At 48.3% G+C, this 24,063-nt stretch carries 18 protein-coding genes and 1 other RNA gene; 8 read left to right on the top strand and 11 right to left on the bottom strand.

Features of this window, described 5'->3' with window-relative positions:
- Window positions 1–76: 76 nt before the first annotated feature.
- The 6 genes from ABXT62_RS12670 to ABXT62_RS12645 all read right to left on the bottom strand — a co-directional run bounded on the left by ABXT62_RS12670 (window position 77) and on the right by ABXT62_RS12645 (window position 4,504).
- Complete coding sequence (locus ABXT62_RS12670) at window positions 77–994, bottom strand: hypothetical protein (RefSeq protein ID WP_415355643.1); 918 nt, start codon at window positions 992–994, stop codon at window positions 77–79.
- A 664-nt stretch (window positions 995–1,658) separates the two neighbouring features.
- On the bottom strand, window positions 1,659–1,895 hold the full coding sequence (locus ABXT62_RS12665) for a DarT ssDNA thymidine ADP-ribosyltransferase family protein (RefSeq protein WP_415355642.1): 237 nt from the start codon (window positions 1,893–1,895) through the stop codon (window positions 1,659–1,661).
- A gap of 749 nt (window positions 1,896–2,644) precedes the next feature.
- Complete coding sequence (locus ABXT62_RS12660) at window positions 2,645–3,178, bottom strand: hypothetical protein (RefSeq protein WP_415355641.1); 534 nt, start codon at window positions 3,176–3,178, stop codon at window positions 2,645–2,647.
- A gap of 222 nt (window positions 3,179–3,400) precedes the next feature.
- Window positions 3,401–3,613: an AlpA family transcriptional regulator gene (locus tag ABXT62_RS12655; protein ID WP_415355640.1), complete on the bottom strand. Its 213-nt coding sequence runs from the start codon at window positions 3,611–3,613 to the stop codon at window positions 3,401–3,403.
- A gap of 77 nt (window positions 3,614–3,690) precedes the next feature.
- Entirely contained in the window at window positions 3,691–4,167 is a 477-nt protein-coding gene (locus ABXT62_RS12650) for a hypothetical protein (RefSeq protein WP_415355639.1), read from the bottom strand.
- Window positions 4,168–4,177: 10 nt separating this feature from the next.
- Window positions 4,178–4,504 (bottom strand): hypothetical protein, encoded by a 327-nt coding sequence (locus tag ABXT62_RS12645; protein ID WP_415355638.1) that lies wholly within the window; start codon window positions 4,502–4,504, stop codon window positions 4,178–4,180.
- A gap of 401 nt (window positions 4,505–4,905) precedes the next feature.
- On the opposite strand from ABXT62_RS12645, the gene ABXT62_RS12640 reads away from it, so the two are divergent.
- The 5 genes from ABXT62_RS12640 (at window position 4,906) to ABXT62_RS12620 (ending at window position 15,030) form a co-directional block, all read left to right on the top strand.
- Window positions 4,906–8,196 (top strand): helicase-related protein, encoded by a 3,291-nt coding sequence (locus tag ABXT62_RS12640; RefSeq protein ID WP_415355637.1) that lies wholly within the window; start codon window positions 4,906–4,908, stop codon window positions 8,194–8,196.
- Between the two features lie 15 nt (window positions 8,197–8,211).
- The gene (locus tag ABXT62_RS12635) at window positions 8,212–8,997 is read left to right on the top strand and encodes a DUF4391 domain-containing protein (protein WP_415355636.1); all 786 of its coding nucleotides are present in this window, start codon (window positions 8,212–8,214) and stop codon (window positions 8,995–8,997) included.
- Window positions 8,998–9,071: 74 nt separating this feature from the next.
- Window positions 9,072–10,970 (top strand): site-specific DNA-methyltransferase, encoded by a 1,899-nt coding sequence (locus ABXT62_RS12630; RefSeq protein WP_415355635.1) that lies wholly within the window; start codon window positions 9,072–9,074, stop codon window positions 10,968–10,970.
- A 12-nt stretch (window positions 10,971–10,982) separates the two neighbouring features.
- Window positions 10,983–14,150: a type III restriction-modification system endonuclease gene (locus ABXT62_RS12625; protein WP_415355634.1), complete on the top strand. Its 3,168-nt coding sequence runs from the start codon at window positions 10,983–10,985 to the stop codon at window positions 14,148–14,150.
- 286 nt (window positions 14,151–14,436) lie between these two features.
- Window positions 14,437–15,030 (top strand): restriction endonuclease subunit S, encoded by a 594-nt coding sequence (locus ABXT62_RS12620; protein ID WP_415358214.1) that lies wholly within the window; start codon window positions 14,437–14,439, stop codon window positions 15,028–15,030.
- Window positions 15,031–15,166: 136 nt separating this feature from the next.
- On the opposite strand, the gene ABXT62_RS12615 is transcribed toward ABXT62_RS12620, so the two are convergent.
- The 4 genes from ABXT62_RS12615 to smpB all read right to left on the bottom strand — a co-directional run bounded on the left by ABXT62_RS12615 (window position 15,167) and on the right by smpB (window position 21,329).
- Window positions 15,167–16,345 (bottom strand): tyrosine-type recombinase/integrase, encoded by a 1,179-nt coding sequence (locus tag ABXT62_RS12615; RefSeq protein ID WP_415355633.1) that lies wholly within the window; start codon window positions 16,343–16,345, stop codon window positions 15,167–15,169.
- Between the two features lie 198 nt (window positions 16,346–16,543).
- Window positions 16,544–16,935: a transfer-messenger RNA gene (ssrA, locus tag ABXT62_RS12610) on the bottom strand.
- 29 nt (window positions 16,936–16,964) lie between these two features.
- Window positions 16,965–20,759 (bottom strand): hypothetical protein, encoded by a 3,795-nt coding sequence (locus ABXT62_RS12605; RefSeq protein ID WP_415355632.1) that lies wholly within the window; start codon window positions 20,757–20,759, stop codon window positions 16,965–16,967.
- A gap of 87 nt (window positions 20,760–20,846) precedes the next feature.
- Window positions 20,847–21,329, bottom strand: a complete 483-nt coding sequence (gene smpB / locus ABXT62_RS12600; protein ID WP_415355631.1) for an SsrA-binding protein SmpB — start codon at window positions 21,327–21,329, stop codon at window positions 20,847–20,849.
- Window positions 21,330–21,436: 107 nt separating this feature from the next.
- Between smpB and ABXT62_RS12595 the strand changes: the two genes are divergently transcribed.
- The 3 genes from ABXT62_RS12595 to ABXT62_RS12585 are packed head-to-tail and all read left to right on the top strand — an operon-like array spanning window position 21,437 to window position 23,610.
- On the top strand, window positions 21,437–22,801 hold the full coding sequence (locus ABXT62_RS12595; protein ID WP_415355630.1) for a sodium-dependent transporter: 1,365 nt from the start codon (window positions 21,437–21,439) through the stop codon (window positions 22,799–22,801).
- A 55-nt stretch (window positions 22,802–22,856) separates the two neighbouring features.
- Window positions 22,857–23,288, top strand: a complete 432-nt coding sequence (locus ABXT62_RS12590; protein WP_415355629.1) for a type II toxin-antitoxin system RatA family toxin — start codon at window positions 22,857–22,859, stop codon at window positions 23,286–23,288.
- A 4-nt stretch (window positions 23,289–23,292) separates the two neighbouring features.
- Complete coding sequence (locus ABXT62_RS12585) at window positions 23,293–23,610, top strand: RnfH family protein (RefSeq protein WP_415355628.1); 318 nt, start codon at window positions 23,293–23,295, stop codon at window positions 23,608–23,610.
- A 15-nt stretch (window positions 23,611–23,625) separates the two neighbouring features.
- On the opposite strand, the gene ABXT62_RS12580 is transcribed toward ABXT62_RS12585, so the two are convergent.
- On the bottom strand, window positions 23,626–24,018 hold the full coding sequence (locus ABXT62_RS12580) for an outer membrane protein assembly factor BamE (protein ID WP_415355627.1): 393 nt from the start codon (window positions 24,016–24,018) through the stop codon (window positions 23,626–23,628).
- Window positions 24,019–24,063: the final 45 nt, after the last annotated feature.

Genomic DNA, 24,063 nt, shown 5'->3' with positions numbered 1-24,063 from the left:
CTGCGGGGGTTGGATACCTGACAGCAAAACGGCCCCGAAGGAGCCGCTGTGTGTTGCCGTATTCGAGCGAGCTTACTCAGGCTTTACGAAGCTTTCTGACAGCCACTAGCGATAGCAAACCAGCCATGACGCCTAGGAGCCACAGAGGGCCTACAGGCACAGCTGTGGCTCCCGCTCCGGGTTGAATGCCTGCTAGGGTCACCTCTACCGGATCGGAGGGTGGACCCACAGGGTTACCGGTGCTATCTAATGGTTGCAGTGTAATAGAATAAGTTGTGCCATTGGTGAGCCCGCTGATCGTGATCGGGCTAGCATTATCCTCCGGGCTTAGGGCGACAGCGGCCCCTCCATCCAGACTGTACTGGTAGTTAGTGATTACGGGAACAGGTCCGACTAGCGTTGGGGGCGGAACCGAGTCGTAGTCCACTTCATCGCCATCGGTGAAATCAGTACAGTCAGCATTACTGCATGTCACCTTGCCAGCGCCAGTAATGCGGCTCGTTCCGTCGCTCACAGAGAAGGCAATGTCTGCACTCCCGTCACTTGGCGTTGCGGCAAGATTAACCGCCGTTGTTTCGAACGGGAACCCCCCCGGCACGGTCGATTCAAGGCCCACAAGGACAAATCCGGGTGCGTCTGTATAGTCTGCGTCGAACGCACTGTTCAGAAACACAACACCCGTGCTGAGATAGCCGGAATCAAAGGTAGTGGCGTCCACTCCCGTTGTCGTAGTAGTGGCAGTGATGGTCCCGCCTGCTGGGCCGAGTGAGACAAACGTAAACGACCCGGTTACTGTGCCACTTGGAGCGCCGGTTGTGGCGTCATTAAGTGTCACATTGGTCCATGTCCAAGGCCCCAGAGACTGTCCACTTGGCTGTGCACTTGCGGTTATGACAAACAGCAGGGCGGCTGAGCCTACCAATAAGTTGGCAACAGTTCTTATCACTGCAGACAAGGCGAAGACGCTACGCTGTGGTGCTGTTGTTGAGGTCATTAGAAAAGTCATCCAGAATAATTATTGATCATGAGAGCCTATAAGACCTCAAGCAATATGTACACTATGTAAGGTTTGGGCATTGCTATGTAAAGTTACGTGCCAGACCAATACCTTGCCGTGTTGGGCTGGGGAGTGGCGCAGCCATAAGGTCGGGGATTTATACATAATCTTAATTACGCGAGCGCTAGCGGTCATTGGCCAACCAGAGGGCAGGCCTGTGCGCGTAATGGCAGATTATGTTCAATCGCTGACTACCCATAGCCTCGTGACTAAGCGAGGTCATGGGCTTGCCAGATGCGGTAAAGTCGTTTAAATATAGGGGGACATGGAACGCTGGTGGAGTTCATCTTGGCGTGCTAAAACCAGCGGCTGCTGGCGGTCTCTAGCGCACGCTAATGAACGACAAAAGGCGTATTATGACGTATTTAAAGGGTATTAGAAGCGCTCGTGGTTGGATATGATCGCTGGAATAGTGAAATGGTGGAGGCGGCGTCAATCTACTTTGGCCGGTAACATATTGAATATATTGAATTTACTTAAATCTATATGTCTAGGTTGCCCCATAGGTTGCCCCTACTGCTGGTCGGGGTTGTCTTTGCCTACGCTTGTTGCGGGGTTAAACGGTCGAGAGCGACTCCAATCATATGGTCCCCGAATATGCTTAGTTACCCTTAGGCGAATTTTTTAGGCCCTCCTTTAATGTGCCTCCTCGTGGCAGGTGGATGGAGCCGGTTTGCCGTCGATCAATCAAGTCGGGGTTGCCAATGGCTGTGAAATTGGGGTCTTGGATGCCAGAGTTCGCTGAGCACAGGCCATTTGCCAAAACCCACTCTACGTTGTCACGGTGAGCAATTCTCCAGATCAGACCCTTTTCTGGGTTTAGGTACTCGTATGCCATGCGCCTGCAAGTCAGAAATTAGTATTCAATGCTCTGCATTCTACCCTGCTTAAACTTAAGTTGGGTGAATGTGGCCGAAATCATTAGCCAACTTGGTTGACGGCCTGACCCGGTAGTTGAGTTACCTTGACTGCGTCAGTTCTTCATTAAACAGGGCAAAGCTCTTTCGTGCGTGCTTATCATAGAGAGTTACAAGCCTTAGAAACGTTTTCCAATGCATGTAGACCGGTTTATTCGATAACGGATTTACCACTCCCGGGATGGAATTAAGCCGTTCTCGAATTTTCTCTGCCTTTCTAAGAAGGCGGTCGCTCTCGCTCTCCCTCTGGCACGGGTAGGTAAGCTCGTTGCAGTGGCGGCATGTAAATACTCGTCCTCCGTATAAAATTGCTACACGCCTCCCACATCGCGGGCTGGGGCAGATGAACCAAGGTCTCTTGCCTCCGAAGTGACAGGCCGTCCATGAAAGAGCTACAGGTTCGGCTTTCTCTATTCCGGGGCCACCGGTCGATCTTTCAACGTACGTGATCAAAATGAGGCTAGATAACCCAATAACCGTCACGGAACCAGCAATGACGTCGCCAGCCGTCCAGAAAAGTGTTCGCCGAGCCCCATCCTCGCAAATACCATCCCGGTAGAGCAATCTCACATCTATCGATAGAAGGTCTGTGGTAAGGGGTTTAGCCGAAGCCATGGCAGGTGCATATGGTATAGATATATGTTTCCCCTCATTCCGGACAGGCGCCTGATTAGCGCTTTCGTAACTCATTGATTTGCAGCACGTTGTTCACCGAAGACTCACCAGTATTCCACTGCTGACCCTCGCATTGGGTAGGTTTGTCCCTCGAAATGGTACAGGTACGTCCCTCTTTTTGGGATCGCGATTTTTTCTTGGGCAGAGATGCGACTGGCGCGCCAGGCTGCCAAAGTCGCCACTCGTCGGTAGGCTCCCTACCATTGGTGGGTTCAATCGTCAGGCGCCATTCCCTGGCTTTTGATTCTTGCCAGTATTCGCCTTTTTCAAGTGCGATATATCCGTGCTCGGCAAGCGTATGGAAAGCTCTGGCGATGGTGTCCTTATTTGCCCGAATTCGCTCGCTAGCCTGCCTCACTGATAAAACAAGCCGCCCATTTCGTCCAGGAAGATAGACTCTTTGAAACTCCTCTAAGAGGCAGCGAGCTACTGGGTTAAGGTCTCTGTATGCTGGAGACTCCATCCATTCTTCATGTTTCTGAATAAATCGGCCTTTGCGCCGGATCTTTTTGCTGATCGACTTAGCCATTGAGTTTTCTCACCTCCTTCACGCGTATGGATCTGCCAGAACGAATGGCGTAGGGGGCACCCTTTGAAACCTCTATGATCAGTCGAGCGAATCTCTCACCGGCGCGGGCGCGGGCTACATGAACTGGCTGGGATTGAGTAGTTGACGTCTGGATTGCCCATTGGAGGGTCTCCGCCAGGCTGCCGACAACATGTTCCCTGTGGTTGAACGCGAGATAGGAAGTCATTTGCCAGCCTCCGATCCAGCTTCGGGTTTGGCTAAGCAAGAAAGCTTGTCTATCCAGGCATCTATATCGCCTTGGCGCCAGCCGACCATTCTAGGGCCGAGGTGAACGGGAGTCGGGAAAGCTGATTCGCCAATTTTTAGGTAGATGGAGGACCGGGATAACCCAGTTTTATGGATTACTTCAGGTAGTCTCAGGATTCTATTGGTCATGCTAGTGGTTCCTTGGCTGTTGTTGAACACTCGCCTTCCAAGGTATGGCACTAGCTGCTGCTGATCACTGAAGGAAATTAGCCATATTCTTTCGGTAGATACCGGAACGCTGGCTCGCGGTCCGCATAATCTTTGATGATGGTTGCTACTGTCCTGTCTGAGAGGCCGCATTCATCGCCAGTTTTCTCCAGGTTTTCCTGATAGCCCATCTCTTTGAAGAGTTTGTTACCGATAAAGATTTGCGCGACCTTCTTGGCTTCAGCCTGTTTCTCGATACTTTTTCGGCCTCGCGAGCCAGATTTTCTCGGTCCGATGACATCTGAGACTTTTACTACGCCCTGGCCTCGCATCAGCCTCTCAAGAACATCGGCAGTCAAACACATGATGCTATCTGGGATCGGGTATCCCCGCCTTGCATTGCCTATGAAGTGATCAAGCTGGCTTTCGAAAAGTTGGCGATCTTTATGCTTCTTGGCGGCGTCGATTAGGTTATCTATGCCCTTGAGCATGCTTTCGCTAGCGCATTCATCATCTGGTTTTGTTTTTTCCCACATACTGCAATACCTAATCTTCTGTAAACACTAGATGGGTCTGCTCCAGCCACGGGTAACGGCGTGGATCATTTTCCTCAGTCACCGTAATTCGTTGCCCGGTTAGCCTCAAAATCCTGGCCGCCTCGAAGATATGCCATCGATATTGCTGCCAGCAATCGGCTGCATTTGAAAAGGAGTCCTCGAGCTGTCCGTTCTTTAGTTCAGTATATTTTTCCTGGCCTTCGACCGAGTCCTCCCGATCATTAAGAAGTTTCAGTACATGCTCGATCTCGGGTACTTGCAGTGCATCCGCAACTTGTGCCGATATCCCGCAATCATCCTCCAGTCGATTTCTCATCGAATAGTAGAGAGTTCTCATTCGTTGGCAGTAAGAGGCGATCGACCCTGTCGAGTCTGGAATTATTAAGTAATTGCATAGCAGCCGATGAAGTTGCTCGAACTGGGATTCTAATGTCGGACAGTACCGCTCGACTGGCTCGTCAGGAGGGATGACATGACTTCCTGGTGATTTTTTGCTCAATGGGCCCCTCCGTGAGCGAATCTCGTGAGTGAGTGTATGTCGGTGGTGGCGCTAGAGGGTCGAGCCACAGTGATCTTGATCTGGTATCTGTTAAAAACTCAATTTCTCTTTGGACTCTGTCGGACGATACAGTACATTACAGTACAAACGCAGTAAACCTAATGAGGCGCGCCTCTGATAGTTTAGCTTAAGAGTTTATAGAGAATGGACGTTTGAATATGCAGGTAATCGACAATATAAACACCTTATTTGGTGAAGAGTTAAAGTCATCACTGACCGCTAAATCAAAGCTAAAGGTCGCTGCATCATGCTTTTCTATGTACGCTTTCGTCGCCCTAAAAAAAGAGTTATCAAAAATAGACTCTCTCGAATTTATCTTCACCTCGCCTACATTCCTTCCAGAGAAAGCTACCGATAAGATTGAAAAAGAACATCGTGAATTCTATATCCCAAAAATACATAGGGAGCGCAGTGTATTCGGGTCAGAATTTGAGATACACCTGAAGAATGAACTCAATCAAAAAGCCATCGCCAAAGAATGCGCTAGCTGGATTAAAGACAAAGTAACTTTTAAATCGAATACATCAAGTGCCCAAATGCAGCCATTTGCTGCAACAGAAGCTAAAGATGGCGATACAGTTTTCGCACCGATAAATGGCTTTACGGCGGTAGACCTTGGCTACCAAAAAGGTAGCGCGGTATCCAACTTCGTACATAAATTTGATCAGATGCCATTCACTGCACAGTACTTACAGCTCTTTGATCAAATCTGGAATGACCCAGAAAAACTAGAAGACGTAACCGAACAAGTCGTCCAACATATCGAGTCGGTCTACCACGAAAACTCGCCTGAGCGCATTTACTTCATCATGCTCTACAACATCTTCCAAGAATTTTTAGATGAGATGAATGAGGATGTACTGGCCAACGACCGAACGGGTTATCAAGATACGGTGATTTGGCAAACACTATTCAATTACCAAAAAGATGGTGCCACAGGCATCATCAACAAACTTGAAATGCACAACGGCTGCATCCTCGCTGATTCTGTTGGCTTAGGTAAAACCTTTACCGCTTTAGCAGTAATGAAATACTACGAGCTACGTAACAAATCTGTATTGTTACTTTGCCCCAAAAAATTAGCAGACAACTGGCTCACCTACAACCGTAATGTCACGACGAATATACTGGCAAAAGATCGTTTCAACTATGATGTGCTTTGCCATACTGATTTAAGTAGGGTTTCAGGGGAATCATTCGGCACCAAACTTAATCAAGTGAACTGGGGTAATTATGACCTGGTTGTGATTGACGAATCTCATAACTTTAGAAATGATCTGGCCGTTAACGACCGTGAAACCCGCTATCAAAAGTTGATGAATAAAGTCATCAAAAGCGGCGTTAAAACAAAAGTACTGATGTTGTCAGCCACTCCAGTAAACAACAAATTTACTGATCTGCGTAATCAGCTTGCCCTGGCTTACGAGGGGGAATCAAGCAATCTCACCAAAAAATTAAAAACAAGTAATACCGTAGAAGCTATCTTTAAAAATGCGCAAAGAGCTTTTAACGATTGGTCAAAACTAGAGCCAGAGCAGCGTACGCCAAAGGCTATTTTAGACTCGTTAGATATTGACTTTTTTGAATTGCTAGATAGTGTCACCATTGCCCGTTCACGCAAACACATTCAAACCTTTTATGACACCACAGATATTGGGCATTTCCCCAAGCGAAGAGCGCCTTTGTCTTATCGTTGCCCCCTGACCACACGCAACGATGTCGTCAGCCTAAATGATATATTCGATCACCTTAAGCTACTCAAGCTATCAGTCTATGCGCCCATAAGTTATATCTTGCCAAGCCGATTAAAAAAATACGAAGAGCTATACGATACCGAAGTAGACGGGGGTAAGGGCAAACTGAGGCAAGTTGACCGCGAGAAGAGCCTAGTGGCGCTTATGACCACCAACTTGCTCAAGCGCTTAGAGAGTTCGGTTTATTCGTTTCGTAAAACCTTGCAGTCACTCTCAGATAATCACAATCGTGTCTTAGCATTAATCGATAAATTCCATAGCATGGGCGGCGTAACAGAAATAAGCGATCTAGAAGAGGCAATGGACCTGCTGGATGACGATGATGGCGAAGCCTTTCAAGAAATGAGTATCGGTAAAAAAGTACAAATCCAGCTAATGGATATGGACTTACCTTCCTGGCAGCAAGATTTAAGTGCCGACCTAGAAATAATTGATTCCTTACTGGCGTCTGTCTCCAAAATTGCACCTAAAGATGACGCTAAGTTACAACACCTAGTAAAGCACGTTGACGACAAGATTGAGCAGCCGATCAATACGATAAAGGGCAAGGGCAATAAAAAGGTTATAATCTTCACCGCCTTTGCCGATACGGCCCAATATCTGTACGAGCAATTGGCGCCCCAATTATGGTCGATACAGCAAATACACACAGCGATGGTAACAGGCTCTAGCTCACCTAAAAGCACCCTTAAAAGCGCAAAACGCGGATACGACATACAAGAAATACTCACGCTCTTCTCTCCCATATCTAAGTCTAAGGAAGCCATTCTTCCGCAAGAACCGTCGGAGATAGACGTTCTGATTGCCACCGACTGTATTTCAGAAGGCCAAAATCTACAAGATTGTGACTACCTCATTAACTATGATATCCATTGGAACCCTGTGCGTATTATTCAACGCTTTGGCCGTGTTGACCGTATTGGATCATCGAACGAATCCATACAGCTGGTCAACTACTGGCCTGATATTTCGCTCGATGAATACATCAATCTAAAAGATCGTGTTGAAAGCCGCATGACCATCGTAGATGTCACAGCCACCGGTGATGACAATGTACTTAGTGCCAAAGCCAATGATCTAAGTTACCGAAAAGAACAACTCAAACGCCTGCAAGAAGAAGTGGTTGAGCTAGAGGACTTGAAAACGGGTGTATCCATAACCGACCTTGGCTTAAACGACTTTCGAATGGATCTCATGGGTATGGTCGAAAAATATGGCGAGCCTATAACCGCCCCCAATGGAATGCATGCCGTTGTGCCAGCCAATCCAAAAAAGGGCTTAAACCCAGGGGTAATCTTTGCGCTTAAGAATATTAACGACACAGTAAATATTGACCAGCAAAACCGGCTGCACCCTTATTACCTAGTTTACATCAGTAATGACGGAGAGATTGTTGCAGACCACACCGAAGTGAAGCGGCTCCTGGATTTAACAAGAAGCTGCTGTAAAAACCATACCAGTCCTATTGCCAATGTCTGCGCCCTGTTTAACTCAGCTACTCAAGATGGCCGCAATATGGAACCTTACTCAAGCCTGCTCAGCGATGCCATACGCAGCATGGTGGACGTAAAAGAAGAGAAAGACCTAGACAGCTTATTCAGCAGTGGAGAAACCACTGCGCTAGTGAATAGCATTCAAGGCTTGGATGACTTCGAGCTACTGGCTTTTATTGTCATACAAGGCGAGCATCAATAGCTGTGATGAATAATAATGATGGATGACGCCAACAAACAAAACCAACCCCGTACCCATTGGAAGTTTCCAGAGACTGCCAAGTTTGGCCGTGTTATCCCCAAAGAAAAGCTCTACAGCCAAGCGGGTGCTAACGCCGAGTTAAAAAAACTATTCGTAGAGCAAGTCACCCAAATTAAGTGGGCGTACAAACTAGCCGAAAGCACCATAAACCTTTCCAAAACCGAACAAGTGCATGAGCTAGAAGTAATTCACATAAAACTAAAATCGCAAACCCTTGATGAAAAAATATTAACTGCGATCGACAAAGCCATACCGCACCCTACCTTATTTATGCTGACTCGTGATACAAAAGAGGCAAACACAACAGAGCAAGAAATCGCCTATCAAGCTGCCCATAAACTTAGAACTCTCACGCAAAGCAATAAAGAAAAATGGCAGCAAAGCGCGTACCTAAAAAGCCAGTGGTTAGTGCCAAGCAGCCAGCATGTTGCACCATTACCCGCTGCAACCAGTTTAGAGAGCCTGTACAACCAGTTGCTGGAAGCGCTCATGCCTTTGGGTTTTCAAGGAGCAAAGAATTTACAAGAACCGAAAAGCACCTATGAGCATACTAAGCCACTACAAGAAAAGCGCAGCCTAGAGGATAAACTCGCAGACCTGGCAGCTATAGAAGCACTGAATAAACAAATCAAACAGATAAAAGTCAAGCGTGATAAAGAAAAACAGTTTAACCGTAAGCGCGAACTGAATGATCAGTTTAAAGCCTTAAAAAAACAGCTGGCCGAGCTTATTGGAGGTTAAGATAGCGAATAATTAAAGCGCTACTTAAGCCATAAACCTTACAACATACAAAATTTATAAGATTAGAGACCAATATGGAAAAGCTAAAAATGCACAGCCCCGACATCACACAGCAGAATATTGATAAGTTGTTAGAACTCTTCCCCAATTGCAAAACTGAGAAGCAAGACGCTAATGGTGAGCTAATAAACGGGGTAGATTTTGATCTGCTCAAACAAGAGCTGTCTAAAAATATTGTTGAAGGCCCGCAAGAGCGGTACCAGTTAAATTGGCCGGGTAAGAAAGAGGCACTTTTAACGGCCAATGCACCTATAGCTAAAACACTGCGTCCCTGTCGTGAAGAGTCGGTAGATTTTGATACAACCGAGAACTTGTTTATTGAAGGCGATAATCTTGATGCGTTAAAACTGCTGCAAGAGACGTATTTGGGTAAGGTGAAGATGATCTATATTGATCCGCCATACAACACAGGTAAAGATTTTATTTATGCGGATAACTTTTCTGAGTCAACTGACGAGTATTTACAAGAGTCAGGGCAAAAGGATGAACAGGGTAACCGCCTTGTAGCCAATACGGAATCTAACGGGCGGTTTCATTCAGATTGGTTAAGCATGTTGTATTCTAGATTAAAGCTTGCCAGAAATTTACTTCAGGATGAAGGTGTTATTTTTATAAGTATAGACGATGGCGAGCATGCAAACCTAAAAAGAATGTGTGACGAGGTCTTCGGTGAAGGAAATTTTATTGCCAATATTTGTTGGCAGAAATTTCACTCCGTAAAAAGCAATGCAAGTCATAATGTTTCGCAAAGCCATGATTTCATTCTGTGTTACGGAAAAGTCGCTGAGGAAATTGTTCTAAAAAAATTACCGATGTCTGAAGAAGCGCTCAAAGTATATAAAAATCCTGACAATGACCCTAGGGGGGATTGGAGGACAGCTCCTTTGACTGTTAGCTTATTAACAGGGTCGCGTGGTGCGTCATATAAAAAAACCGGTAAGTCAACAGGATTATACGAAATTACTTCGCCTAATGGGGGGAAGTATTATCCATCTTCTGGGAGGTGTTGGATTGCAAAGGATTCAGTTGAAAGGCTCCGTAATGATAATCGTATCTGGTGGGGGAAGGATGGGAGCGCAGTACCAATGCAAAAAATATTTCTTGCAGAAAAAGGGGGGGTTAAGACTATTTCAACCTTTTGGGATCATAATAATTTCGGTAGTAATAAAAAAGCAAATGAAGAGCTTAAGGACTTGTTTTCAGACAATGATGATGAAACTGAAAACTTCCCAACACCGAAGCCAACTAAGTTAATCAAAACCCTTATTGATATAGCAGATGATAAAAACGGAATAGTTTTAGATTTCTTTGCAGGCTCAGCTACGACGGCTGCTTCCGTTATGGCACTAAATTCTGAAGATGGTGGTAAAAGAAAATTTATAATGGTTCAGCTGCCAGAAGAAATATCATCAGGTAAATATAAGAATATTTCAGATATTGGCAAAGAACGTATCCGTCGAGCAAGCAAAAAAATTAATGAAGAAAATCCAGAGTCTACTAGTTTAGATACAGGCTTCCGCGTAATTAAAATCGATTCCAGCAATATGAATGAGGTGCACTATACGCCTGACTCAGTAGCTAAAGGCGACTTGCTTGATCAAATAGATCACATCAAAAACGACCGCAGCAGCGAGGATTTATTATTTCAAATTATGCTCGATTGGGGTGTCGATTTATCCTTACCAATTCACAAGAAAGCCATCGAAGGCAAAGAAGTCTATTTCGTAAACGACGATGATTTAGTAGCATGTTTCGACAAAGATATAGATGAGGCGTTAATTAAAGCCCTTGCAGCGAAAAAACCCTTGCGCGTGGTGTTCCGTGATGATGGTTTTGTATCTGACAGCGTAAAAATCAATATAGAGCAAATTTTCAAACAGTTGGCTCCGGCCACCGATATCAAAGCGATATAGGGGCATTAATTCGTGAAGATTAAGTTTAAAAGCCAAGCTTACCAAACCGCAGCCGTGGAAGCGGTGGTCGATTGCTTTCAAGGTCAGCCAAAAATCAACCCGCTCAATTATCGTTTAGATAAAGGTGTTTCTAATAACGCTGGCCAGCAAGCAAGTCTTGCTATCGACAGTGATGAAGGTTTTCGTAACCCTGATATTAAACTCGATGAAGCTGAGTTGCTTCGCAATATCCAGCAAGTGCAAAGCCGCCAAAATTTGCCAGTAAGTTCATCGCTAATTGAATTTACGTTAAAGAACGATAAGAAAAAAACGATTGAGCCTGTGAAAGCAGGCTATTTGAAAAATGCACGCGCCATCGCACCCGTGCACTTAGATGTTGAGATGGAAACTGGTACGGGTAAAACCTACTGCTACATCAAAACCATGTTCGAGATGAATCAAAAATACGGCTGGAGCAAGTTCATCATTGTTGTGCCCAGTATTGCGATTCGTGAAGGCGTGACTAAGTCATTGCAAATTACTGCAGATCACTTTGCCGACAGTTATGGTAAGAAGGTTCGCTTCTTCACCTATAGCTCTAAACCAACTGAATTGCCAAATATAGAATCTTTCTCAAGTAATACTGGCATCAATGTAATGGTCATCAACATTCAAGCCTTTAATGCGACGGGTAAAGACAATCGACGTATTTACGAAGAGCTAGATGACTTTCAGTCGCGCCGCCCCATTGATGTCATCAGCGCTAACCGCCCCATATTATTCTTAGATGAACCACAAAAAATGGAGGGTGACAAAACCCTTGAGTCGTTAGCTAAATTCAAGCCACTAATGGTGATTCGTTATTCTGCCACCCATAAAACCAATCATTTGAAGATCCATAGATTGGATGCGCTAGACGCCTACAACCAAAAACTCGTTAAAAAAATTGCGGTGCGCGGCATCAGTGTAAAGGGCCAAGGTGGAACGGCATCTTATTTGTATTTAGAGAATATCGAAATTTCAAAGCAGGCACCTAAAGCCTGGGTAGAGATTGAAGAAAAATTAAAGACGGGCGTTATAAAAAAGAAACGAAAACTCATAGGCAAAGGCGATGACCTCTATATTAAAAGTGGTGAACTTGATCAATATAAGCACTATGTTGTCGCAGATATTAATGCTAATACCGATACCGTCGAATTTACCAATGGCGTGATATTAACGGCTGGCGATGCCTTTGGTGATGTGGATGAAGCCGTGCGCCGTCGTATTCAGATTCGTGAAACCATTAAGGCCCACCTAGAAAAAGAAGAGCAGTTGTTCAAGCAAGGCATTAAGGTCTTATCACTATTCTTTATTGATGAAGTGGCTAAATACCGTGATTACGATGCTCTAGGTAATAAAGGCCAATATGCGACGATATTTGAGGAAGAGTACACAGAGCAAATTGCCTATAAGTTGGATCAATTGGAACTTAACCCTGAATACCACGCTTACCTAAAAAACATTCAGGTTGAGGCTACGCATCAGGGTTACTTCTCTATCGATAAAAAAGGCAAGATGGTTGATAGCGTTACATCGTCTAAGTCAGAAAAGACACAAAGCACAGATGTCGATGCCTATGATCTAATCCTGAAAGATAAAGAAGCTCTACTGTCGTTACCTAAGCCTGCCGATGGTGAAGAAGCACTTGCCAAGAAAAGCCTGCGCTTTATCTTCTCTCACTCAGCACTACGAGAAGGTTGGGATAACCCTAACGTATTTACCATGTGCATACTTAAAAACAGCGACAACACTATTTCACGCCGCCAAGAGGTAGGGCGTGGTTTGCGTATTTCTGTTAATCAAAGTGGTGATCGACAAGATCAACCGTCAACGGTTCACGATATAAACGTACTGACAGTGGTTGCCAGCGAAAGCTATCAAGACTTCGTGACTAATCTGCAAACTGAGATTGCAGCTACCCTAGCCGCAAGACCGCGTAAGGCAGATAAAGAATACTTTAATGGCAAGACCTTAAAAACGGATTCGGGTGAGATAGTTGTTACTGAGATAATGGCGAATCAAATCTATCGCTATTTAATGAAGAATGACTTTACTAACGATGCCGATGAAATAACCCCAGAATATCATTCGGCCAAAGCCGAAGGTAAGTTGCCCGATTTACCGGCTGAATTACAACCTTATACCGAAGCCATTTTAAAACTGGTAGATGGCGTATTCGATGTTAATCAAATGCCTGACTTTGGTGATGGTCGTAAACCAAAAACCAACCCGTTGAATGACAACTTTAATAAGAAAGAGTTCAAAGAGCTTTGGAATCGAATTAACAAGAAAGCAGTTTATAAAGTCGACTTTGATTCTCAAGAGCTGATTGATAACGCTGTTTTTGTGATTAATAAAGAGCTTAAAGTCACTGAGCTAACATATCGTGTTGAATCAGGTGAAATGAATAGCGGTATTACTGATGGTGCCTTAAGAGATGGCAAGGGTTTTGCCATTAAAGAAAGCTACGATGATAAAACCAGCGGCAGTGTTCATTCAAGGGTGGAATATGATCTGCTGGGTAAAATAGGCGAAGCCACGGTTTTAACCCGTAAAACGGCAGCGGCTATTTTAACAGGCATTGAAGACTATAAATTTGGTTTGTTTAAGAAGAACCCCGAGCAATTTATCTCTGAAGTATCGCGCCTTATCAAAGAGCAAAAGGCCAGTATCATCATCAATAAGCTTAGCTATGATGAAACAGATCAAACCTTTGATTCCAATATTTTCACGGCATCACAAAGCAAGCAAGACTTCAGTAAAGCCACAGAGCCGCTAAAACGCCATATCTATGACTATGTGATAACTGACTCCAAAGTTGAAAAGAACTTTGCTGAAAAGCTTGATGTAAGCGACGAGGTGGTCGTTTATGCGAAACTTCCAGGCGGATTCTTCATTCCTACACCTGTAGGTGACTACAACCCTGACTGGGCTATATCCTTTAAAGAAGGTTCTGTTAAGCATGTTTATTTCATTGCGGAAACTAAAGGCTCGATGTCTAGTCTAGATTTGCGTGGCATTGAAGGTCGAAAAATTGACTGTGCCAGAAAGTTTTTTGAGAAACTGGCAGAATCAAGTACTGGGGAAAAAGTGAAGTATGATGTGGTAACGGATTACGACAAGCTAATGACGGTAGTTGGCAAACCGACTGCTGCCTAAATTAAGAAAATTGAAAATACTATTGATTAAATTAGTGGTGACATAATCACCTATTTGTCATCACTAAAGGATATCCACTATGGACACCTTGGAAACGGGGTAGAACCCACCAGGCCAGGTTAAGCTGTTGAGGCGCACAATTCTTGGTCTTGCAGTGCGAGGGTGTCTCGCAGAGCAAATTATTGAAGAAGGTAATGGAGACGATCTTCTCGCTCAGGTGGTGGCGGGTAGACAGTCTGATCGGCGTAGGTAGACCAGGCAACAGGTAGGCGGGCAGCCTTTTGAACTGCCTCCTATTTGGGTTTGGGCTTCGCTTGGAGATGTAGTTGATTCTGGCCCACAGCACGGACTTTCACTGCGAAAGTCCGAGCGAAGCGATGCTCCAAAAGCGATAACCCTTATAGCTACTACGAGTGGCTTTTTCGACTGTTCGCATTTTAAAAGGGTTGAAGCCGATGTAGATGTTGATTCTGACTTGTGGCTACACCTAGATGATCTTCTATTTCAACGAGGGAATACGCGTGAATATGTTGGTATCGCTGCTATATATGATGGTCCTTCGGGGCAATTTATTTATCCTGATTTAATGATGAGAGTAAGGCCAAGTGGCCAAGTCCGCCTTAGATTTATCCATTTCGCCTCTATCGGCCCTTATAGTCGCAGATATTTGTCGACAGTTGCAACAGGCGCGCAGAAGGCTATGCCTAAAATCAACCAAGGTATGCTTAGGGCGTTGGCAATTCCACTTACACCACTTAAAGAGCAGCTTCGTATCGTCGCTAAGGTGGACGAACTCATTGCCCTCTGCGGACGCATGGAAGATGGGTTGGTTGTCGATATGAATTATCGTCCTAGAGTACTGAGCGCGTTTCTAGCCTAATAGGTATACTAGGTTCAGACATGCCAGTAGACTTTGATGTACGCGAATGGTATCTGCAGTCCGTCAGCTGAAGCTTGAAAAATGGCAGCTCGGTGGAGGGTATTCGGAGAATTCATTTCCATGTGATTTTTTGGGTTTAGGTTTTTAGGCTGTCGAGGTAGTCAGCCCAGTCTTGCATCATTGCGCGTCGCTCGGGCAGGTGTGCAGTTCTGTTATAAGCTCGGCCTAAAGGATCGCGAACCTGATGGGCTAGTTGGTGTTCAATTATGTCTGGGCGGATTTCTAAGACTTCATCCAGAATAGTTCTCGCCATCGCCCTGAATCCATGGCCGCTCATCTCTTCCTTGCCAATCTCCATTCGGCGCATTGCCGACAATATGGCGTTGTTGCTCATTGGTCGTTTGGGGCTTCTGGCTCCCGGAAAGACAAACTCCCGCTGTCCAGTGAGTGGTTGCAGTTCTTTGATGATGGCGACCGCTTGGTTGGATAAGGGCACGATATGCTGGGTCTTGGTTTTCGAAACGATAAATCGCCATTCTGCCTGATCTAGGTTGATGTCTTCCCACTTGGCAGTGCGAAGCTCTCCTGGGCGCACGAATACCAGTGGGGCGAGCTTGAGTGCGCATCTTACGGTCAGTGTTCCCTGGTAGCCGTCGATCATGCGAAGTAGTTCGCCTACTCGCTTCGGTTCGGTTACGGCAGCGAGGTGTTTTTTGATCGCTGGTTGGAGTGCGCCTCGGAGGTCTGCGGGTACATCGCGTTCAGCACGGCCTGTCGCAATGGCATAGCGGAACACTTCACCGCAGTTACTCAGCACGCGATGGGCTGTCTCAATGGCACCGCGCTCTTCTACTCTACGGATGACCTGCAGGAGTTCCGGCGCGGTGATCTCGGCAATAGGGCGCTGGCCCATCCAGGGGAATACGTCACGCTTCAGTCGCCCCGTGATGTTGTCTGCGTGGATCTGGCTCCAGGCGGGCGACTTCTTGGAGTGCCACTCCAGGGCGACCAGCTCGAAGCTGTTGGCGCTCAGGTGGGCCTGTGCGGCCTTGTGGGCCTTCTTGTGCTGGCTGGGGTCTATATCTTCGCTGACGAGTCTACGGGCCTCATCACGCTTTTCGCGGGCCTTGCCCAGCTTGGTATCGGGATAAGTCCCAAGAGAAACTCGCTTCTCCTTGCCGCGAAAGCGATACTTGAAGCGCCACCACTTGCCCCCCTTGGGAGAAACCTCCAGATACAGGCCCCGCTCGTCGTAGACGCGGTAGGTCTTCTCCTTGGGCATGGCGTTCTTGATCTTGGCGTCTGATAAGGGCATGGGGGGCAACTAGTTTGGTATTTTGCTTGGGTGCCCCCGATGTTGCCCCTTGTTGCCCCCGGATGTCAATGTATCACTTCGGACGTCATAGGCCGCTGAAGTTGACATAATTGCAGCGTTTTGGGCAATAAAAACCCGCATTTAAGCGGGTTATAGGATGATTCTGAATGTTGCTGGATCTTGCTAGAATCCTTGATTTGGTGGAGGCGGCGGGAATTGAACCCGCGTCCGCCAGTACTCTGCCTTCAGCTCTACATGCTTAGATTCCGTTAATTAATTTAACCGCATACAGCCCAACGGGCAGGACGTAGTTGGCGAGTCTTGTTTAAGTTTAGCAGCGCGGTCCAAGACAGTCCTTGCAGCGATCCAGTTCTAGATGACAGTCAGTAGCGCGGGGCTGGCACCTTGCTAAAGACCGCTGGCGGACGAATCCGCCAGAAGTGCAACAAAAAACTGCTTACGCAGCTAGTTGAGCACCGTAGTTGTCGTCATTGGCAACTAATAGTTTGCAGCTTTGGATTTACGTGATTGGCTACCATCACGGCATGCACCTCAGGGTTCGCAACCGTCGTCGAATCCGAATCGCCCCCATTGTGAATTTACATTATAGCGCAATTCTTCAGGCTTTGGGGCAAACCATTTCTGAGGAGGCGGCGAGCGGATTTTTGAGGCACAAGTCTTTGCTGATCTGCTGATTGATCTGTGGGCAGGGGTTTTCGCTGGCCAGAACCCGTTTGATCATGCTTTCGCCCAAGACAGACAGGCCCGCGGTCATAACGGCTGCCCAGCCGCGCACTAGAATGCTGGCGGCGTTGGGGACTATGGCTGGATCGGTGAGAGGGCCTTTGATGTCGACTGTATTAGAAAAGACACTTCCGACAGAGATGCCTATACCCTGGCGACCCCTTGAATCCAGATTCATGTGTATGGTCTCTTGGCCAAGGTCGACCTGAATGTGCCCGAGCAAATTAGCATCATTGGTACGCAGGGCAAAGCCATAGGGCGTAACACCCTTGCCGTCCTTGAGTAGCGCCACAGCGACGCCGCATTCGAGCTGCGATTTTTCACGCTCGATACCGGGTATCAGCGTAGTGAAAATGGAACTGACCAGGTCGGCCGTGAACAGTGCTGAGCTGGAGTAATCGAGAGGTCCTTTGCCTAGTTCCATATAGAGCAGGCCACTAGTGTTGGCGGCAAGTTCAGCCTCGCTCTGCCCGTGGCTTTCAATAGAGATGAAGCCGCTGCGGGGAAAGGTGTTTCCGTCTGCTAGCCCGAGCATGTTCTTATACGTACTGGTGAGCTTAAGCACGGGTGGTAATGCCTTGGCATTAAAATTGACGCTGGCCTCAGCGCTGCCCCCACTGAGCTGGCCAAGGCTGGCCTTCAGTAACAATTCACCATCGATGAGATGGCCATTTACATTCAGCGCCTTTGCGCTAATCACTGTACTTTCCAGCGAATCCAGCTCCACAGCAATCTCCACATTGAAATGCTTTATGGCGTCTATGGGCAAGGGGTTTGGGCTAAACAATTTGTCACTGGATGTGACATCACTCTTATCCTTATCCTTATCCTCACCAGCAAGAAATCGCAGCGGGCTTAACAGTATGTCGCCCACAAACGAGGCACTCGTGCTAGCGACAGAAGACAGGTCTGTTGTGCTTTTGGTACTTTGAGTTTTCTTGGCTTTAGCGTTTGCGGCGATCTCAGCGTTTTCCCAAGGCAGCAGCGACAAGGCGCTACTGTGCAGCTTGATTTTCAGTAACGAGGGAGTTGTGCGGTGATAGCGAATACTGCCTGATAGGTCGCTTTCTCCCCATTGCAGCGTGGTGATTTCCGCATGCATGCCATCGAGCAGTCGCGTAGCCTTCATCTCGAGTTTGCGGCGGGCCTGGAGGGACTCTCCCTGCTGGGGTTTGGTAGCCTGAAGATTAATATAACCGACCATGTTGCTTGCCAGTTCTCCGATCGTACTCCCTTCGCTGGTTAGCTTGGCTGAACCCGAGACGGGGACATGTTGCTCTTTGATGCCCTGAATCAGGAACTTGTCTAGATCAATATCCGATAGCTCCGCAGTGGCTTCGAGTGTCGCTTGCTTGCCTTCCCACGAAATCTTGGCCTGACTTTTCGCAGAGCCATTGCGGGTGGTGAAATTTAACATTTTCACATCAAACATCTCAGCGCCTGATACTGCCTCGAGCTGCAAGCTTGACAACACCACGTCATCAATCTTCAGTGATTCTGCGTTGAGTGACACCTGGGCCTCACCGAGATTCATCATTGAGGAAAATAGTCCAGCATCATCGGCATCGTCGGCAGATTGGGGCAGAAGAGAGCGCAGTTCCGAGATGTTGAGTTTTTTCGATTTCAGGTTGGCAATGATCCATGGCTGTCGGCCAGACACAATTGAGATGCTCCCCGTCAAATCTTGATCAAAAGAATCGATATTGATTTCTTGAAGCTCCATCCCGACAATCCTGCCCTTGTCGGTCACAAGGTGGGACTCGCCGGAGAATAACAACTGCTCTTCTTTTGTGGCGGGTCTCTGCCAGTTATCATCCGCTCTCAGCTGCACTGTTAACGCGGAACTTCCGTGCATTGTCTTGAAGACATCGCTCATGCTTTTACCGCTGCCTGCAAAATGCATAGTGCCTGAGGTGCGGCTAAAAACCACCCCGCTTTGTCTGAAAATGGCGGATAAATCTAGCTTGTGGAATATTGCGCTCATCTTGAAGTCGGCGAGTTGGGTCGGATGTTTTTCAGCCTTCAGAGCCAGTTGGAAGGTCCCAGCATGCTTGCCAGTCCCCGTTGCGATGAGTGTGCCACCTTGTGCATTGCGTTGCAGTGTCGCCTGCGCCTCTATGAGGTTGAGCCTAGGTGTCACGAGACCCTTGATAAGCACGGTCACATCCAAATCCAGCTTCGGAAAGATGTTGAGATACTCTGGTATCGCTATCCCAGGAAGCATTGTTTCTGCGTCATTGGTGGTCAGAAAGCCCAGTGCCAGGTTTTCACTCTTAACGTTGACCGTGAGCGTGTTCGGCGTCCCATCGGACAATGAGGCTGACCCACTGATTTGCCCTTTGCCCAAGACGATAGCGATGTGGTCGAGTGCGAACTGGTCTGGGGTATTATTCAATCGGGCCTCAATGGACACCGGTGTAGCCGCTTTGTTGTTGTAATGCCCTGCCAGTGCAATGTCGCCCCGCAGTGAATTGAGCAACGTCTCCGGGGTATCTCCGCTGCCCTCGAGCGTTGCGTGCCCGGTATGCCATAGCCAGTTTGTGCCGGTGAACTGGGGCGCCAAGCCAGCGTTGATTTTTTGTGCCTGCAGGGTCGCGTCCGTGCTCACGGTCCAGCCCTGGCGATCACTTTTAATGGCCAGATCGCCGGTTAGAATTCCGGTGGGCCCTTTGCTTGCAAGAGACGCAATCTGCACGCCCTGTTCGCTAGTGGTTAATGTGAACGTGGTGTCCCCCGTTACCTCACCCTGCAGGCGGATTTTCTTGATGGAGACTTGGCCTCGATGCGCAGGCAGAGTGAGTCGTGGCAGCGTCGAGGCCAGTGTTGAATCAGTGGTTTTTGTAACCCCCGAGTCGCTATAAGTGTCAAATAGAGCCAATAGTTGCTCTAACTCGAGCTCGGGAATAGTGGTGTCAGACTGGTCTGGAAGACTCCAGGCCACCTTGCCAGTCGCATTGACCTGTGCGCTCATGTCGGCTGCTTGAATGTCAGCCCGCACTGAATAGGCCGCTGATTCTCCCTGCTGGATTTTGGCTTTGAGAGATACCTGGGAGTCAGGTTTGTTTGCAATCTGCATCGTCGCATCTATTTCTACAGGGGCCAGCAGGAGCAAATTTTTCAGGGCTGCTAGTTGTACGTCGAGGGTCAGTTTCCCCGCTTGACGTTGCTCCCACCATTGCACGCTTATGCCCTCGCGCACTGTGCGCTGCCAGTGCAGTTGATTGAGCGCATAGTCGTCGCCTTCATCGCTGACATAACGTCCGCTCTCGACGGCTAGATCCGCGGGAAGCCACGGGTCGAGGAACAGGTAATCTTTGGCCGCAGGTGTATCAGAGCTGGGCCAGCGTGATGGGCGTAACATGAGGTCGTTAGCGCTAGCGTGTCGCAATCGGATTTCGCCATGCAATAGGGCAGACAGTACCAGTGAGACCTCTACCTCGGTGGCCACAACGGCAGGATTCTTGGTATCCCCCATGGTTAATGTCGAGCTTTGCGCCGTCAGTTGCAGCAGGTCAGCCTTTATCGGCGCGAGTTGCACCGGCAGCCCGAGCTCTTGGGTCAACAGGGGCCCTAGCTTGGCATCAAGCGCCCGTCCCGCTAGTTGGTTCCCAAACAATAGCAGGGCCACAACGACCAGGATGACAACAGTGACAAAAATACGTCGTTTCAAAGGATTAGACCGCATGTGTTAGGGGCGGCTATGATACCAGCGGGAGGTTCCCCGTGCTATGATGTTGGCCTGCTGAGAAGACGGACCTTACTGTTTGACGTTATCGCGCACGATACGTTGCTTTTGGCGGTTCCAGTCGCGATCTTTTTCGGTATCACGCTTATCATGATCTTTCTTGCCGACCGCCAATGCGATCCTCGCCTTCACTAGATGCCCCTTCCAGTACATTTGCGTACACACGCAGGTGAGGCCTTTTTGTGAAGTAGAGTCGACGATCTTCGACAGTTCCTTCTTATGCAGCAGAAGCTTACGGGTGCGAGTGGGATCAGTCACGAAATGTGTTGAGGCAGTGTCCAGTGGGATGATATGCGTCCCCAGCAACCAGGCCTCGCCGTTTTTCATGAGCACGTAGGAGTCGGCCAGATCGGCTTTGCCCATGCGCAGACTCTTCACTTCCCAGCCGCTAAGGGCCACGCCTGCTTCGAACGTGTCCAATAGTTGATAGTCAAAACTGGCACGCCTGTTTTGGGCGATGACATTACTGGGTTTTTTAGGTTTCTTTTTGGCCATGGCGCGCATTATACGGACAAGGCCCAGAGGTGAAACGTGAATCTTCCTCTTTTCACATCTGACGCCGTGCGGCATTGTAAGATCATGACTAAATACCCGTTTTTCGGATGAATATTCCTGCGTTCAACACCCCGGATCGATGGCATTTGCGCACGACATTTGTGCTGGCGCTGTCGGCCTCTGCCTTGGGGATGGGCAATCTGTGGCGCTTTTCGTATCTGACTGGTGAGTATGGCGGTGGGGCATTCGTCATCACCTATGTGCTGTGTTTATTTTTAATCGCAGTGCCGGTCATGGTCGCCGAGGCTGCTTTGGGCCGTTACGGTGGTCCTAGCTCTGTGGCGGCCATAACCCTTGCCAGTGACAGCGCTGGGCTCTCACAGGGATGGCGGCTGATAGGTGTCCTAGCCTGCTTGACCGGGGTGCTGATTCTCGCTTTTTACATTGTAGTGGCCGGATGGAGTCTGGCGTATGCGGGGTTTATGTATGAGGGCACTTTTGCCGCAGCCCCGGCATTAGAAGTAGGGACGCACTTCGCGCAGTATCTGACCGACACGCCAGCGCAAATTTACTGGCAAAGCCTATTTTTACTCGCCGCAGCAGGCATAGTGGTGTTGGGTGTTCAGCGTGGGCTTGGCGTACTGGTCTGGATTGCGGTGCCGCTCATGCTTGTTATGTTGGCGTTCCTGCTTAAGTTCGCAGTCGACTACGGCGATATTGATGCTACCCGTGATTATCTGTTCTCCGCCCAATTAGTCGATTTCACACCACGGTCAGCACTGGTGGCGCTGGGACATGCTTTTTTTACGCTGGGTGTGGGTGTGGGAATCGGCATCACGTACGGCGCCTATGCCCCACAGCAGACTCCGATTGGGCGCTCGGTAGTGGTGGTGGCGGTGTTCGATACCCTCATTGCTATGCTGGCCGGACTGGCAATCTATTCGGTTGTATTCGCCAATAATATGGATCCAACTGCAGGTCCGGGCCTGTTGTTTATTAGTCTCCCCTATGCGTTCGGCAATCTCGATCAGGGAGACTTAGCGGGCACGGTATTTTTTGCGTTGATGGCTCTAGCTGCGTTGGGTTCAGCCGTAGCCATTCTGGCGCCCATTGTTGCCACGGTAAAACGCCAGTTTCTAGTGGAACGTTTTACTGCGACATTGGCCGTTGGCGCGGCCGTATGGCTGCTGAGCTTGGCGGTGGTGGACTCATTTAGACCGGCAGCCCGGATCACCTGGTTGGGCAAGCCCAATCTGATGAGTTTACTGGATAGCGTTACGGCAAACGTGCTGTTGCCCTTAGTTGCACTGCTCATTGCATTGTTTGTGGGTTGGGGTCTGCGGTCTGACATTCTGCGCCCGCAACTGGCTCGAGGTTCCGATGGGTTTTTCTCGCTCTGGCGCTTCCTGTTGCGGTATATTGCTACTCCGGCAATTGCGCTGTTGCTGCTTGCACCGTTTTATTGGGCATGAGGATTATGGGTAGTAGGTTGGTGGCGGCAGTCTGTAACACGGTAAGATCGCAATCATGACCGTTATCAACCGTAGCGCCTTGCTGCCCTTCAGTGCTTACCAGTTGTTCGAATTGGTGAGCGATGTGGAATCCTATCCGCGTTATATGGAAGGCTGTGTGGGTGCCTGTGTTCTGCGCCGTGAAGAGGATTGGGTTGAGGCGCGTCTGGATCTAGCGCGCGCTGGCATCACCCAAAGTTTTAGTACGCGCAATCGAATGTCGGCTCCGCGGGAAATCACACTGGAATTGATCGATGGCCCTTTTGAATACTTTGCCGGGCGTTGGGACTTTCACGCGCTGGGTGACTCCGCCTGCAAAATGAGTTTGAATCTGGAATTCACGATTAACGGAACGTTGCTCGGTGTTGCAGCGTCCCGGTTATTCGACAAAGCGACAAATAATGTGGTGGATGCTGTAGGTCGGCGTGCCAGTCAAATATACGGTTGATCTTATGAGCGAAAATACTACGATTAAAGTTGAAGTGGCCTACGCGTTGCCACACAAACAAGCACTTCTCGAGGTCGAATTACCCGTTGGAGCAACGGCTTTAGAGGCCGCGCAGCTATCAGGTATCGCCAGTACCTTTGACGGGGTGGATCTGGATAACGCCAAGTTCGGCATTTTTGGGCAGGTGATTTCGCCGACGCAGGTTTTGCGCGGCGGAGACAGGGTAGAGATTTATCGGCCGCTCACCGCCGATCCAAAGGAAGTGCGAAAAGCGCGCGCTGAGCGCGCCAAAGAACGTCGGCAGCAGGATGCGCCTGACTGAACCCAGTCGTCGCCGCTACTGGTAGGTGGATGATTCCGAAGCGGGTTCTGCTGATGGCGAAGTGGCTGTTGGAGCGCCGCCTGTTGCGGCCCAGTCCGCTGAAACAAAGTCTCCGAATACGTTTACAAGCGTGTCATCGTTGAACTCAACCGCGACTCGAGATTGCTCGAGAACCTTTGATCCATTGCGTATCATGAACACATAATCCCAGCGATTGCGGTTAAAAGTGTCCTTAATCAATGGAGTGCCCATGATGAAGTTCACCTGACGCCGACTCATGCCCGGCTTGAGTTGATTGACCATTTCTTGGGTGACGATATTGCCTTGCTCGATGTTTATTTTATAGACACCGGGAAAGCCGCAGGCGCTAATAAAGACCAGAGTTAGGGAGATCAACAAAATCCGCATGGGATAACACTTCCACTTCCAATATGAGAATGGCATCATACCTCC

The sequence above is a fragment of the Halioglobus sp. Uisw_031 genome (assembly GCF_047729875.1).
GTDB lineage: Bacteria > Pseudomonadota > Gammaproteobacteria > Pseudomonadales > Halieaceae > Marimicrobium.
The sequence above is the reverse complement of the archived record's forward strand: the minus strand, read 5'-3'. Positions and strand labels throughout refer to the sequence as shown.

Bases quoted from the DNA above. Each gene is read 5' to 3' on its own strand.
- ABXT62_RS12590 (WP_415355629.1), top strand. From the start codon at position 22,857: ATGACCGTTATCAACCGTAGCGCCTTGCTGCCCTTCAGTGCTTACCAG.
- ABXT62_RS12615 (WP_415355633.1), bottom strand. From the start codon at position 16,345: ATGCCCTTATCAGACGCCAAGATCAAGAACGCCATGCCCAAGGAGAAG.
- ABXT62_RS12670 (WP_415355643.1), bottom strand. From the start codon at position 994: ATGACCTCAACAACAGCACCACAGCGTAGCGTCTTCGCCTTGTCTGCA.
- ABXT62_RS12655 (WP_415355640.1), bottom strand. From the start codon at position 3,613: ATGACCAATAGAATCCTGAGACTACCTGAAGTAATCCATAAAACTGGG.
- ABXT62_RS12660 (WP_415355641.1), bottom strand. From the start codon at position 3,178: ATGGCTAAGTCGATCAGCAAAAAGATCCGGCGCAAAGGCCGATTTATT.
- ABXT62_RS12585 (WP_415355628.1), top strand. From the start codon at position 23,293: ATGAGCGAAAATACTACGATTAAAGTTGAAGTGGCCTACGCGTTGCCA.
- ABXT62_RS12640 (WP_415355637.1), top strand. From the start codon at position 4,906: ATGCAGGTAATCGACAATATAAACACCTTATTTGGTGAAGAGTTAAAG.
- ABXT62_RS12630 (WP_415355635.1), top strand. From the start codon at position 9,072: ATGGAAAAGCTAAAAATGCACAGCCCCGACATCACACAGCAGAATATT.
- ABXT62_RS12635 (WP_415355636.1), top strand. From the start codon at position 8,212: ATGATGGATGACGCCAACAAACAAAACCAACCCCGTACCCATTGGAAG.
- smpB (WP_415355631.1), bottom strand. From the start codon at position 21,329: ATGGCCAAAAAGAAACCTAAAAAACCCAGTAATGTCATCGCCCAAAAC.
- ABXT62_RS12645 (WP_415355638.1), bottom strand. From the start codon at position 4,504: ATGAGAAATCGACTGGAGGATGATTGCGGGATATCGGCACAAGTTGCG.
- ABXT62_RS12650 (WP_415355639.1), bottom strand. From the start codon at position 4,167: ATGTGGGAAAAAACAAAACCAGATGATGAATGCGCTAGCGAAAGCATG.
- ABXT62_RS12665 (WP_415355642.1), bottom strand. From the start codon at position 1,895: ATGGCATACGAGTACCTAAACCCAGAAAAGGGTCTGATCTGGAGAATT.
- ABXT62_RS12580 (WP_415355627.1), bottom strand. From the start codon at position 24,018: ATGCGGATTTTGTTGATCTCCCTAACTCTGGTCTTTATTAGCGCCTGC.
- ABXT62_RS12595 (WP_415355630.1), top strand. From the start codon at position 21,437: ATGAATATTCCTGCGTTCAACACCCCGGATCGATGGCATTTGCGCACG.